Source organism: Agromyces sp. NPDC058064 (assembly GCF_042885275.1).
Taxonomy (GTDB): Bacteria; Actinomycetota; Actinomycetes; order Actinomycetales; family Microbacteriaceae; genus Agromyces.
Window position 1 is genome coordinate 296,939 of sequence record NZ_JBHVSE010000002.1, and the last position, 12,288, is coordinate 309,226.

General features: G+C 71.4%; 11 protein-coding genes. 8 read left to right on the forward strand and 3 right to left on the reverse strand.

What is annotated here, in order from left to right; genetic code table 11:
- Nucleotides 1-10 precede the first annotated feature (10 nt).
- Nucleotides 11-415 (reverse strand): VOC family protein, encoded by a 405-nt coding sequence (locus ACFVSL_RS07235; RefSeq protein ID WP_386939761.1) that lies wholly within the window; start codon nucleotides 413-415, stop codon nucleotides 11-13.
- A 91-nt stretch (nucleotides 416-506) separates the two neighbouring features.
- Between ACFVSL_RS07235 and ACFVSL_RS07240 the strand changes: the two genes are divergently transcribed.
- From ACFVSL_RS07240 to ACFVSL_RS07255, 4 genes are all read left to right on the forward strand, one after another.
- Nucleotides 507-1,103, forward strand: a complete 597-nt coding sequence (locus tag ACFVSL_RS07240) for a TetR/AcrR family transcriptional regulator (RefSeq protein ID WP_386939763.1) — start codon at nucleotides 507-509, stop codon at nucleotides 1,101-1,103.
- A 9-nt stretch (nucleotides 1,104-1,112) separates the two neighbouring features.
- Nucleotides 1,113-1,619, forward strand: a complete 507-nt coding sequence (locus ACFVSL_RS07245; RefSeq protein ID WP_386939765.1) for a DUF3817 domain-containing protein — start codon at nucleotides 1,113-1,115, stop codon at nucleotides 1,617-1,619.
- Nucleotides 1,616-3,199: a glutamine-hydrolyzing GMP synthase gene (gene guaA, locus ACFVSL_RS07250; RefSeq protein WP_386939767.1), complete on the forward strand. Its 1,584-nt coding sequence runs from the start codon at nucleotides 1,616-1,618 to the stop codon at nucleotides 3,197-3,199. Before ACFVSL_RS07245 ends, guaA begins: the two co-directional genes overlap by 4 nt.
- A gap of 116 nt (nucleotides 3,200-3,315) precedes the next feature.
- Nucleotides 3,316-4,263 carry an L-lactate dehydrogenase gene (locus tag ACFVSL_RS07255; protein WP_386939769.1) on the forward strand — a complete coding sequence of 316 codons (948 nt, stop codon included), beginning with the start codon at nucleotides 3,316-3,318 and terminating at the stop codon, nucleotides 4,261-4,263.
- A 198-nt stretch (nucleotides 4,264-4,461) separates the two neighbouring features.
- On the opposite strand, the gene ACFVSL_RS07260 is transcribed toward ACFVSL_RS07255, so the two are convergent.
- Nucleotides 4,462-5,277, reverse strand: coding sequence for a Bax inhibitor-1/YccA family protein (locus ACFVSL_RS07260; protein ID WP_386939771.1), 816 nt, complete (start codon nucleotides 5,275-5,277; stop codon nucleotides 4,462-4,464).
- 156 nt (nucleotides 5,278-5,433) lie between these two features.
- On the opposite strand from ACFVSL_RS07260, the gene ACFVSL_RS07265 reads away from it, so the two are divergent.
- Genes ACFVSL_RS07265 through ACFVSL_RS07275 form a run of 3 tightly spaced genes read left to right on the forward strand, consistent with a single transcriptional unit; the run spans nucleotide 5,434 to nucleotide 10,127 of the window.
- Nucleotides 5,434-6,486, forward strand: coding sequence for a glycerophosphodiester phosphodiesterase family protein (locus ACFVSL_RS07265; RefSeq protein WP_386939773.1), 1,053 nt, complete (start codon nucleotides 5,434-5,436; stop codon nucleotides 6,484-6,486).
- 57 nt (nucleotides 6,487-6,543) lie between these two features.
- Nucleotides 6,544-9,033 (forward strand): ATP-dependent helicase, encoded by a 2,490-nt coding sequence (locus ACFVSL_RS07270; RefSeq protein WP_386939775.1) that lies wholly within the window; start codon nucleotides 6,544-6,546, stop codon nucleotides 9,031-9,033.
- Nucleotides 9,030-10,127 (forward strand): FUSC family protein, encoded by a 1,098-nt coding sequence (locus tag ACFVSL_RS07275; RefSeq protein ID WP_386939777.1) that lies wholly within the window; start codon nucleotides 9,030-9,032, stop codon nucleotides 10,125-10,127. Before ACFVSL_RS07270 ends, ACFVSL_RS07275 begins: the two co-directional genes overlap by 4 nt.
- A 14-nt stretch (nucleotides 10,128-10,141) precedes the next feature.
- Here the strand turns inward: ACFVSL_RS07275 and ACFVSL_RS07280 are convergent, their stop codons facing one another.
- Nucleotides 10,142-10,864, reverse strand: coding sequence for a VIT family protein (locus ACFVSL_RS07280; protein ID WP_386939778.1), 723 nt, complete (start codon nucleotides 10,862-10,864; stop codon nucleotides 10,142-10,144).
- A gap of 249 nt (nucleotides 10,865-11,113) precedes the next feature.
- Here ACFVSL_RS07280 and sucC point away from each other — a divergent pair, with 249 nt between their 5' ends.
- On the forward strand, nucleotides 11,114-12,283 hold the full coding sequence (gene sucC / locus ACFVSL_RS07285; protein WP_386939780.1) for an ADP-forming succinate--CoA ligase subunit beta: 1,170 nt from the start codon (nucleotides 11,114-11,116) through the stop codon (nucleotides 12,281-12,283).
- The last annotated feature ends 5 nt before the right edge of the window (nucleotides 12,284-12,288 follow it).

Consider the following 12,288-nt stretch of genomic DNA (forward strand, 5'->3'; position numbering starts at 1 on the left):
TGCTCGCCGGTCAGCCGCCGAACGCGGCCGCGAACTCGGGGGCCGGCTCGATCTCGGTGATCACGTCGACGAGCACGCCGCCCGGGTCGCGCACGATCACGTGACGCTGCCCGAAGGCCTCGCTGCGGAGCGGCTGCACGATCGGCACTCCCGCCGCGGCGAGCCGTGCGGCGACCGCGTCGACGTCGTCGACCTCGAGGTTCACGAGCATGCCGCGGGCGACCTCGCCGTACCCGGCGGGGATCGACTCGTGGCCGGCGTCGAGCAGCGCGAGCTCGTGGCCGCGGTCGGGGTGGCGGAGGCTCACGTACCAGTCCGACTCGAACGCGGTCGCGAAGCCGAAGTGCTCGCGGTAGAACGCGGCGCTCGCCGCGACGTCGTCGATGCAGAGGACGGGGTAGCAACCGCTGAGCATGGACTTCTCCCTTCACAGATACATACAGTGTGTATGTATCGTCGTCCAGCGTGACGGACGTACAGTGTGTATGTCAAGTGGGAGGGTCGGTATGGCGTCGAAGGCCGAGCAGCGCGAACGCACGCGCGCCGAGATCGTGCGACTCGCGACGGCGCGTTTCGCCGAGCACGGGTACGCCGGCGTGGCGCTCGAGGAGCTGATGTCCGAGGCCGGCCTCACGCGCGGTGCGCTCTACCACCACTTCGGCAGCAAGCAGGGGCTGTTCCTCGCCGTGGTCGAGCACGCGCAGCGCGGGGTCGCCCAAGCGGTCGAGCGCGCGTCGACGGGGCACGACGACGTGCTCGACGGCTTCCTCGCGGGGTGTCGCGCGTTCCTCGATGCCAGCCTCGCCCCCGAGGTGCGGCGCATCCTGCTCATCGAGGGGCCGGCCGTGCTCGGCTGGGGCGACTGGCGCGAGGGCGACCTCGAGACGAGCGTGCGGCTGCTCGACGAGGGCGTGGCCGAGCTCGCCGCCGCCGGGGTGATCGCGACGCGCTCGCTCGACACCGTCTCGACGATGCTGTCGGGGGCGCTCAACGAGGTCGCGATCGCGAACGCCGCCTCGCCCGACCCCGCCCGCGGCATCGACGACGCCGTCGCGACGCTGCGCCGGTTCCTGCTGGGTCTGCGCCCAGCCGCGGCCACGTAGACTGTACCCATGCCCCTCGAGCCGAAATCCGCCGATCTGCCGCGCATTCGCGGGGCGCTGAAGTTCTACAAGGTCGCTTCGGTGATCACCGGCGTCATGCTGCTGCTGCTCTGCGCCGAGATGCTGCTGAAGTACGTGTGGCACCTCGAGCTCTACGCCTTCGGCCCGAACGGCCTCCTGAGCTTCGAGCCCGTCATCGAGACGGCCGCGGGCCTCGAGTCGACCGGCTCCGGCGTCAACCTCTCCACCGGCATCCTCATCGCCCACGGCTGGTTCTACGTCGTGTACCTGTTCAGCGACTTCCGGCTCTGGAGCCTCATGCGCTGGCACTTCGGCCGGTTCATCCTGATCGCCCTCGGCGGCATCATCCCCTTCCTCTCGTTCTTCCTCGAGGTCCGCGTCGCCCGTGAGGTGACCGCCTACCTCGACCGCCGCGAGGCCGCGGAGGCGGCCGCAGCGAGCGCCGCCCCCGAGGCGTCCGAAACCACCCCCGACTCCGTGGAGGCCCAGCAGTGACCGAGCAGCAGACCGAGCACCGGCCGGTACTCGTCGTCGACTTCGGCGCGCAGTACGCGCAGCTGATCGCACGACGCGTGCGCGAAGCATCCGTCTATTCCGAGATCGTGCCGCACACGATCACCGCCGACGAGGTGCGCGCGAAGAACCCGATCGGCATCGTGCTCTCGGGCGGGCCGTCGTCGGTCTACGAGCAGGGCGCGCCCGCGCTCGACCCGGCCGTGCTCGAGCTCGGCGTGCCGACGCTCGGCATCTGCTACGGCTTCCAGGTGATGGCCCAGCACTTCGGCGGCGAGGTCGCGCACACCGGCCAGCGCGAGTACGGCGCGACCGCCGCGAACGTCGTGGATGCCTCGGGCAACGCGCTGCTCGTCGAGCAGCCCGCCGCGCAGACGGTGTGGATGAGCCACGGCGACTCGGTCTCGCGCGCGCCCGAGGGGTTCGAGGTGCTCGCCTCCACCGAGTCGACCCCGGTCGCCGCCTTCGCGAACGACGAGCGCAAGCTCTACGGCGTGCAGTGGCACCCCGAGGTGAAGCACTCGCGGTTCGGCCAGGGCATCATCGAGAACTTCCTGCACCGCGCGGCCGGCATCCCCGCCGACTGGAACCCGGGCAACGTCATCGCCGAGCAGGTCGCGCGCATCCGCGAGCAGGTCGGCTCGGCCCGCGTCATCTCCGCGCTCTCGGGCGGCGTCGACTCGGCCGTCTCGACGGCGCTCGTGCAGCAGGCGGTCGGCGACCAGCTCACCGCGGTCTTCGTCGACCACGGCCTCCTCCGCAAGGGCGAGCGCGAGCAGGTGCAGAACGACTACGTCGCCGCGACCGGCGTCCGCCTCGTCACGATCGACGCGGAGGACACCTTCCTCGACGCGCTCGCCGGGGTCACCGACCCCGAGGAGAAGCGCAAGATCATCGGCCGCGAGTTCATCCGCGCGTTCGAGGCCGCCGAGCGCGACCTCATCGCGGAGGCCGCCGCCGACGGGCAGCCGATCAAGTTCCTCGTACAGGGCACGCTGTATCCCGACGTCGTCGAGTCGGGCGGCGGTTCGGGCACGGCGAACATCAAGAGCCACCACAACGTCGGCGGACTCCCGGAGGACCTGCAGTTCGAGCTCGTCGAGCCGCTGCGGACCCTCTTCAAGGACGAGGTGCGCGCCATCGGCCGCGAGCTCGGCCTCCCCGAGGCGATCGTCGGCCGCCAGCCGTTCCCCGGCCCCGGCCTCGGCATCCGCATCGTCGGCGAGGTCACGCGCGACCGGCTCGAACTGCTGCGCGACGCCGACGCGATCGCCCGCGAAGAGCTCAGCGCCGCCGGCCTCGACCAGGAGATCTGGCAGTGCCCGGTCGTGCTGCTCGCCGACGTGCGGTCGGTGGGCGTGCAGGGCGACGGCCGCACCTACGGCCACCCGATCGTGCTGCGCCCCGTCTCCTCCGAGGACGCGATGACCGCCGACTGGACCCGCCTGCCGTACGACGTGCTCGCGAAGATCTCGAACCGCATCACGAACGAGGTGCGGGAGGTCAACCGCGTCGTGCTCGACGTCACGTCGAAGCCGCCGGGGACCATCGAGTGGGAGTGACCCGCTCCTGAGGTGCGCGAAGGGCGCCGGCCGTGTGGCCGGCGCCCTTCGGCGTACCGGGCCGCCCGCCGGCATCGCCCGTTCCCTGCTCGTGGCGCGACTGCCAGACTGGCCGCATGGGAGTCGTCGAGAACAGCAAGCTGACCGTCGTCGGCGCGGGGGCAGTGGGGTCGAGCCTCGCCTACGCCGCGCTCATCAGGGACTCCGCCGCCGAGGTCGCGCTCTACGACATCGCGGCCGAGAAGGTCGAGGCAGAGGTGCTCGACCTCGCCCACGGCACGCAGTTCACCCGCTCGCGCGTCACAGGCGGGGCCGACCCAGCCGTCGTCGAGGGCTCGCACGTCATCGTCGTCACGGCCGGCGCGAAGCAACTGCCGGGGCAGAGCCGCATGGACCTCGCGGCGACGAACGTCGGGATCCTCGAGCAACTGCTGCCCACGCTTCTCGAGCGCGCGCCGGGCGCCGTGATCATCCTCGTGACGAACCCGGTCGACGTGCTCACCGTCGCTGCCCAGCGCATCACCGGGCTGCCGCCCGAGCGCGTCTTCGGCTCGGGCACCGTGCTCGACACCTCGCGGCTGCGCTGGCTCCTCGCCGAGCGCGCCGGCGTCTCGACCTCGAGCGTGCACGCGAACATCGTGGGGGAGCACGGCGACACCGAGTTCCCGCTGTGGTCGGAGGCCCGGATCGGCCCGGTGCCGATTCTCGACTGGGCGGGCGGCGAGCGCTTCACCGCCGACGAGCTCGACGGGATCGCGCGTGACGTGCGCGATGCGGCGTACACCGTGATCCGGGGCAAGGGAGCGACCAACTACGCGATCGGGCTCTCGGGCGCACGCATCGTCGAAGCCGTGCTGCACGACCAGCATGCGGTGCTGCCGGTGAGCACGGTGCACGGCCCCGAGATCCCCGAGCTCGAGGGCATAGCGCTGTCGCTGCCGAGCGTCGTCGACGGGGAGGGTGCACGGCCGATCCACGGCACCCCGCTCTCGGACCGGGAGCGGGCGCAGCTCGCGGCGTCCGCCGATGCGATCAGGGCCGCGGCGGCCGCGTTCGGGTACTGAGGCGGGTCGGCGACGGTCGACCTTGAGGTACGCGCCGGACCAGTTGTCGGACGGGACGGGCGACACGCCCGCTGGTGACCCTCTTCGGGCGGCGTGTCGGTGTGGCGTTCCGACGACCGGTACGCGCCTGGCCGTCGGGGTGCCCGGAAATGACGAACGGCCGCCCGAGGGCGGCCGTTCGAATGGGTGCGAGGATCGCTAGTCGCGCGCGATCGCGAGCATCCGCAGGATCTCGAGGTAGAGCCAGATGACGGTGACCATGATGCCGAAGACGCCGGTCCACTCGTACTTCTTCGGGGCGCGGTTGCGCACGCCCTGCTGGATGAAGTCGAAGTCGAGCACGAGCGAGTAGGCCGCCATGATCACGACGAGGACGCCGAGGACGAGGCCGAACGGGATGCCGGTGCCGAAGAAGTCGACGCCGCGGAGACCCCACGGGTTGCCGTCGGCGCCGCCGAAGATCATGATGCCGAAGTTGACGAGCGAGAAGACGAGGTAGCCGACCATCGCGATGAGGAAGACCTTGGTGGCCTTCTTCGACGCGCGGATCTTGCCCGAGGCGAAGAGCGCGAGCGTGACGCCCACGACGACGAGCGTCGCGATGACCGCCTGGGCGACGATGCCGCCGCCGTACATCATCTCGTACCAGGCTGAGATGCCGCCGACGAAGACGCCCTGCACGCCCGCGTAGGCGAGGATCAGCGCAGGCGACGGCTCGCGCTTGAACGTGTTGACGAGGGCGAGCACGAAGCCGACGATGCCGGCGCCGATCCAGAGGAACGGCAGGCTCTCGACCGTCAGCCAGCCGAGCGCGGCGCCGACGAGCAGCAGTCCGAAGCCGGCGACGGACTTGCCGATCGTCGACTCGACCGACATTGTCTCGCCCGCGGGCGGCGTCGAGGGCTGGTTGTACATCTCCTGCAGTTGCTGGGCCGAGATGTCTTGCGCTGCGGCCACGGCTCCCTGCTGCGAGAAGGCGGAGTTCCGCGAGAATGCGGGATTGTCGAGAGCCATGGGTTCCTCTGCTTTCGGCTGTCGTCGGATGCGGGGGATCGGCGACCGGATGCGGGATCCGTGCCGTGAACAAACCTACCTGAATACCCCGTGACAACGCCGTGAGTTCTCGCGGAATTCCGCGGCGGCGACGGCGACGCTGGCTACGCTGGGCCCATGCAGCCCGACCTGGCCCCGCGCCCGCTCGTCATCGGCCATCGCGGCGCACCGGGCTACCGTCCCGAGCACACCCGCTCGGCGTACGAGCTCGCGTTCGCGCTCGGCGCCGACGCGGTCGAGCCCGACCTCGTCGCGACGCGCGACGGCGTGCTCGTGCTGCGCCACGAGAACGAGATCTCGGGCACCACGGATGTCGCGTCGCGACCCGAGTTCGCCGGCCGTCGCACGACCCGAGAGATCGACGGCAAGCCGCTCACCGGCTGGTTCACCGAGGACTTCACGTGGGCAGAGCTCTCGACCCTGCGCTCCCGCGAACGGCTGGGCGCGATCAGGCACGCGAGCGCGAGCTTCGACGGGCGCTATCCGATCATCCGCCTCCGCGAGCTGTTCGCACTCATCGACCGGGCGGCCGACGAGCAGCGGCGCATGCTGCGGATGGTCGCCGAGTTCAAGCACGCCGCCCACTTCGCCGCGCTCGGGCTGCCGCTCGACGAGCTGTTCGCCGCCGAGCTCGCCGCGGCCGGCTGGGGCACGGGCGACGAGCGCCTGGTCATGGAGGCGTTCGAGCCGACGCTGCTCGACCGGCTCGGGGAACGCGGCATCCGGGGTCGACGGGTGTTCCTCATCGAGAACTCGGGATCGCCATGGGACCTCGTGCTGGCGGAGGGGCGCCACGCGCCGCGCTACGACGACTTCGTGACCGAGCGCGGGCTGCGCGACCTCGCCGGCCGCTTCGACGGCGTGAGCGTCGGCACCCCTCGGCTCGTCGGCCCGCCCGAGCGCTCGCCGGATGCCACGGGGTCGCCGCTGCGCGGCGCCGCCCTCGTCGCCACGGCGCACGCCGCCGGCCTCGAGGTCTACACGTGGACCCTGCGGCCCGAGAACCGGTTCCTCACGGCGGGGCGCCGTCGCGGCACCTCCCGGGCCGGTTACGGCGACTGGGCCGCCGAGTTCGGAGAGGTGCTCGCGACCGGGGTGGACGGCGTCTTCGTCGACCACCCCGACCTCGGCGTCGAGGCGCGCGGCGACTGGCTGGCCGCACGCGCCTGAGCTCCGGCGGTCGTCGAGGGGCGGGTGTCGGGGGCCGCGCCTAGACTTGAAGGCGACATGACGCTGATCCTCGACCCCGACGACCCGGCCGGCTGGCGCGAGGCGCCCCCGGCACGCTCCGACGACCCCTCGGCGGCAGGTTCGCCCCTCACCGACGGCCTCAACCCGCAGCAGAAGGAGGCGGTCGAGTACCGCGGCCCCGCACTGCTCATCGTCGCGGGTGCGGGCTCGGGCAAGACGCGGGTGCTCACGCACCGCATCGCGCACCTCATCGAGACGCGCGAGGCCTGGCCGAGCCAGATCCTCGCGATCACCTTCACGAACAAGGCCGCCGCCGAGATGCGCGAGCGCGTGCAGGCGCTCCTCGGCGACAGCGCCTCCGGCATGTGGATCTCGACGTTCCACTCCGCGTGCGTGCGCATCCTGCGCCGAGAGGCCGAGTCGCTCGGCCTCTCCTCGACGTTCACGATCTACGACTCGGCCGACCAGCGCACGATCCTGAAGCGCATCATCAAGGGCCTCGACGCCGACACGATGGGCTTCACGCCCGCGAGCGCGCAGGCGAAGATCTCGAAGCTCAAGAACGAGCTCGCCGACGTCGAGACCTACGCGCGCAATGCGAACATGAACGACCCGCAGGAGGTCATGTTCCTCGAGATCTTCCGGCAGTACACGCGGCGCCTGCGCGAGGCATCCGCCCTCGACTTCGACGACCTGATCGCCGAGACGGTCTACCTGTTCCGCGCCTTCCCGAAGGTCGCGGCGCTCTACCAGCGTCGGTTCCGGCACATCCTCGTCGACGAGTACCAAGACACGAACCACGCGCAGTACTCGCTCATCCGCGAGCTGACCCGCCCCGTCGAGCCGCCGATCGTCCGCGAGCTCGACGAGCACGGCATCCTCGTGCGCGGCATGACCGATGCGACGGGGGCGATCCCCGGCGCCTCGCTGACGGTGGTCGGCGACTCCGACCAGTCGATCTACGCGTTCCGCGGCGCCGACATCCGCAACATCGTCGAGTTCGAGCGCGACTTCCCCGGCGCGCGCGTCGTGCTCCTCGAGCAGAACTACCGCTCGACGCAGAACATCCTCTCGGCGGCCAACGCGGTCATCTCGAACAACTTCGACCGCAAAGACAAGAAACTCTGGACGGCCGACGGAGACGGCGAGCAGATCGTCGGCTACACCGGGTACACGGCGCACGACGAGGCGCAGTTCATCGCCGACGAGATCGAGTCGCTGCACCGCTCCGGCGTCGCGTACCGCGACATCGCCGTGTTCTACCGCACCAACGCGCAGACGCGAGCGCTCGAAGAGATCTTCGTACGCTCGGCCCTGCCCTACCGGGTCGTCGGCGGCACGAAGTTCTACGAGCGGGCCGAGATCAAGGACGCGATGGCCTACCTCATCGCCGTCGCGAACCCCCTCGACGAGCTGGCGCTCCGCCGCATCCTGAACACGCCGAAGCGCGGCATCGGCCCGGCCACCGAGACGACGATCGCGCAGTTCGCCGAGCAGAACGAGCTCACCTTCCGGCAGGCGATGCGCTCGGCCGGCGGGCTCGGGCTCGGGCCGAAGGTCACCTCGGCGATCTCGGCGCTCGCCGACGTGCTCGACGAGGCCGCCGCGATGCTGGTGCCCTCGCAGGCCGGCATCGACGCGGGCACGAACGAGGGCGCGTCGAAGATCTCCGAGGTGCTCGTCTTCCTGATGGAGCGCTCCGGGCTGCTCGACGCGCTGCGCAACAGCCGCGACCCCCAAGACGAGACCCGCGCCGAGAACGTCGAGGAGCTCGTCGCGCAGACGCGCGACTTCGATCGCGAGAACCCCGGGGCGACGCTCGTCGACTTCCTCACCCAGGTCTCGCTCGTCGCGGCCGCCGACGAGATCGACGACGAGTCGGGCACCGTCTCGCTGATGACCCTGCACACGGCGAAGGGGCTCGAGTACCACGCGGTCTTCCTCACCGGCATCGAGGAGGGGCTGCTGCCGCACCAGATGTCGGCCTCCGAGCCCGGCGGGCCTGCCGAAGAGCGGCGCCTGTTCTACGTCGGCATCACCCGAGCGCGCAAGCGCCTCTACCTCTCGCTCGCGATGAGCCGCGCCCAGTTCGGCGAGGTCGCCGTGGCGATGCCGTCGCGGTACCTCCAAGAGATCCCCGAGGGGCTCATCGACTGGCGGCAGTCGCCCGGCATGGCCACGAGCCGCGGCGGCTCGCAGCCGCGTGCGCTCAACGCCCGCCGCGGCTTCGGGCAGGGCGGCGGGGGCGGCGGCGCCTGGGGCACGCGCGACCGCGACCTCGAGCGCTTCAGCGTCACCCGCGCCGAGAAGCCGAAGACCGAGTGGGCCAACAAGGTCACCGGCACGGTGCGCGACAACGGCGACCTCACCCTCGAGGCCGGCGACCGGATCCGCCACACCGACTTCGGCGAGGGCAAGGTCACGCAGGTCACCGGCGAGGGCACGAAGAGGATCGCGCACGTCGCGTTCGACCGAGCCGGGCAGAAGAAGCTCCTCATCAAGATCGCGCCCATCGAGAAGCTGTGAGCGCGTCCCCCGGCCGGTTCGTCCGCTGGGCGGGCTCGCTGCGTGCGCTCGACGTCGAGGTCGCCCTGCGGGCGGCGATCGCGGCGGCGGTGCCGCTTGCGATCCTCGTCGCCGTCGGCCGGGTCGACTGGGCCTCGTACGCCGCCTTCGGCGGCATGGTCGCCATCTTCGGGCGCAGCGAGCCCTACCGCACCCGGCTGCGCACCGTGAGCACGGCCGCGGCGGCCCAGCTGGCGGCGACCGGAGCCGGCATCCTGCTGTCGATCGCCGACGCGCCGGTCGTCGTCGAGGCCGGTGCGCTCGCGCTCGTCATCACCGCCGTGATCGTCGCCTTCAACCTGCTCGGCGTGACGCCGTCGACGCCGTTGTTCGCCGTGTTCGGGCTGCTCGTCTGCGCTGCGCAGCCCGTCGACGACGGCACCGGCTGGCAGCGCTGGGGCGTCGCCTGGGCGGCGGCCGCGTTCGCCTGGCTGCTCGCGATGTCGGGCTGGCTGCTGCGCCGGCTCGCGGGTCGCCGTGCCGACCGCGCATTCAAGCCGTTGCCGCGACGCACGCCGAGCCGGCGTCGCGGCCACACCGATCCTCGGCTCTGGCTGAACGTCGCGCAGAACGTGCTCGCGGCGCTCGTCGCCGGTGCTGCCGCGCTCGCCCTCGGCATCGGGCATCCGTACTGGGCGGTGGTCAGCGCGATCGCCGTCATCCCGCCGGCGCGCGCCGCGCACACCGTCTCGCGCGCGGTGCACCGGGTGCTGGGCACGATCGCCGGGGTGATCGTGACCGCGCTCGTGCTGTGGCCCGAGCCGTCGGTCTGGGTGCTCGTCGCCGTCGTCGCCGTCTGCCAGTTCGGCGCCGAACTGCTCGTCACGAAGCACTACGGCACGGCGCTCGTGTTCGTGACCCCCCTCGCGCTCACCGTCGCCCATCTCGCCTCGCCGGCGCCGGTCGCGGGGCTCATCGGCGACCGCGTGCTCGAGACCGTGCTCGGCGCGGCGGTGGGCGTCGTCATGGTGCTCGCCGCGCGGCGATTCGTCGAGGTCGTGCCCATGCCGCCCCCGACGACGGCGACCCCGAGCGTCGGCCCGCGCAGCGAGTGACGTGCTGACCGGGGCTAGACCACCCCGCCGAGCGCCGCACCGATCGCCCAGGTGACGACGAGCGCGAGCGCCCCGCCGACGACGACGCGAAGCACCGCCCGGCCACGGGGGGCGCCGCCGATCCACGCCGACAGCCACCCGGTGATCGCGAGTGCCAGCACGACGGCGACGAAGGTCGTCGCGATGCGCCACTCGGGCGGCGGCAGCAGGATCGCGAGCATCGGCAGCACGGCACCGATGAGGAACGACAGGGCGGATGCGCCGGCCGCATGCCACGGGTTCACGACGTCGTCCTCGGAGATGTGGAGCTCGGCCTCGAGGTGCGCCGCGAGCGCGTCGTGCGCCGTGAGCTCGCGCGCGACCCGCTCGGCGGTCTCCTCGCTCAGGCCCTTCGCACGGTAGATGCCGGCGAGCTCGGCGAGCTCCTGGTCGGGCATCTCGGCGAGCTCGCGCGTCTCCTTCGCGATGAGCGCGCGCTCGGTGTCGCGCTGCGTCGAGACCGAGACGTACTCGCCGAGTCCCATGGAGATGGCGCCGGCGACGACCGAGGCGACGCCCGCCACGAGGATCGCCCCGAGGTCGGTGGTCGCGGCGGCGACGCCGACGACGAGGGCGGCGACCGAGATGATGCCGTCGTTCGCACCGAGCACCCCGGCGCGCAGCCAGTTCAGCTTCTCGTGCACCCTGGCGTCGTGGGGGTCTGCGCCGTGCACCGGTTCGGTCGTGGCATCCGTCATGTCGGCAGTCTCGCAGCCGTGCCCGCGGCGCGCCAGCATGGCGAGGCTCGCCTCATCGGCGGCACGGGGCGGGGGCGTCCGGGCGGCCGGACACGGCGGCATCCGCCCGATTCTCGGCGCTGCTGCGCGGGGAGTAGCATGGAGGGTGGCCCACTTATCTTGACGTCGAGATGTTTTTCGTCGCCCTCCGGGCCGAAACCCACCAGCCCCTGTGCGCGACCGCGCGTGCGGACCGATTGGAAGTAGAGCGTGGATCTTTACGAGTACCAGGCCAGAGACCTGTTCGAGCAGTACGGGGTCCCGGTGCTCCCGGGCATCGTCGCCGACACCCCCGACGAGGTACGTGCCGCGGCCGAGAAGCTCGGCGGCGTCGTCGTGGTCAAGGCCCAGGTGAAGACGGGCGGCCGCGGCAAGGCCGGCGGCGTCAAGGTCGCGAAGACCCCCGACGAGGCGTACGAGGCCGCGAAGGCGATCCTCGGCCTCGACATCAAGGGCCACGTCGTCAAGCGCGTCATGGTCGCCGGCGGCGCCCGCATCGCGCAGGAGTTCTACTTCTCGGTGCTGCTCGACCGCGCCAACCGCTCGTACCTCTCGCTCACGAGCGTCGAGGGCGGCATGGAGATCGAGCAGCTCGCCGTCGAGAAGCCCGAGGCGCTCGCGCGCATCGAGGTCGACCCCATCGCGGGCGTCGACGCGGCGAAGGCCCGTGAGATCGCGGTCGCCGCGAACTTCCCGGCCGAGCTCGTCGACAAGGTCGCCGACGTCTTCGTGAAGCTCTACGAGGTCTACAAGGGCGAGGACGCGACGCTCGTCGAGGTCAACCCGCTCATCCTCGACGAGGACGGCAACGTCATCGCCCTCGATGGCAAGGTCACGCTCGACGAGAACGCCGAGTTCCGTCACCAGAACCACGCCCTCCTCGAGGACAAGGACGCGGCCGACCCGCTCGAGGCCGCCGCGAAGGCCCTCGACCTCAACTACGTCAAGCTCGACGGCGAGGTCGGCATCATCGGCAACGGCGCGGGCCTGGTCATGTCGACCCTCGACGTCGTCGCCTACGCGGGCGAGAACCACGGCGACGTGAAGCCCGCGAACTTCCTCGACATCGGCGGCGGCGCCTCGGCGGAGGTCATGGCCAACGGCCTCGGCATCATCCTCGGCGACCCGCAGGTCAAGAGCGTGTTCGTCAACGTCTTCGGCGGCATCACCGCGTGCGACCAGGTCGCGAAGGGCATCGTGGGCGCGCTCGCCGAGCTCGGCTCGGCCGCGAACAAGCCCCTCGTCGTGCGCCTCGACGGCAACAACGTCGTCGAGGGCCGTCGCATCCTCGAAGAGGCCGCGCACCCCCTGGTGACGCTCGCCGAGAACATGGACCAGGGCGCCGACAAGGCCGCCGAGCTGGCGAACGCCGCGAAGTAAGGGAT

What these genes read in the sequence shown, in the direction of transcription:
- ACFVSL_RS07245 (WP_386939765.1), top strand. Translation starts at nt 1,113, where the DNA reads ATGCCCCTCGAGCCGAAATCCGCCGATCTGCCGCGCATTCGCGGGGCG.
- ACFVSL_RS07280 (WP_386939778.1), bottom strand. Translation starts at nt 10,864, where the DNA reads ATGACGGATGCCACGACCGAACCGGTGCACGGCGCAGACCCCCACGAC.
- ACFVSL_RS07255 (WP_386939769.1), top strand. Translation starts at nt 3,316, where the DNA reads ATGGGAGTCGTCGAGAACAGCAAGCTGACCGTCGTCGGCGCGGGGGCA.
- ACFVSL_RS07260 (WP_386939771.1), bottom strand. Translation starts at nt 5,277, where the DNA reads ATGGCTCTCGACAATCCCGCATTCTCGCGGAACTCCGCCTTCTCGCAG.
- ACFVSL_RS07240 (WP_386939763.1), top strand. Translation starts at nt 507, where the DNA reads ATGGCGTCGAAGGCCGAGCAGCGCGAACGCACGCGCGCCGAGATCGTG.
- ACFVSL_RS07270 (WP_386939775.1), top strand. Translation starts at nt 6,544, where the DNA reads ATGACGCTGATCCTCGACCCCGACGACCCGGCCGGCTGGCGCGAGGCG.
- ACFVSL_RS07235 (WP_386939761.1), bottom strand. Translation starts at nt 415, where the DNA reads ATGCTCAGCGGTTGCTACCCCGTCCTCTGCATCGACGACGTCGCGGCG.
- ACFVSL_RS07265 (WP_386939773.1), top strand. Translation starts at nt 5,434, where the DNA reads ATGCAGCCCGACCTGGCCCCGCGCCCGCTCGTCATCGGCCATCGCGGC.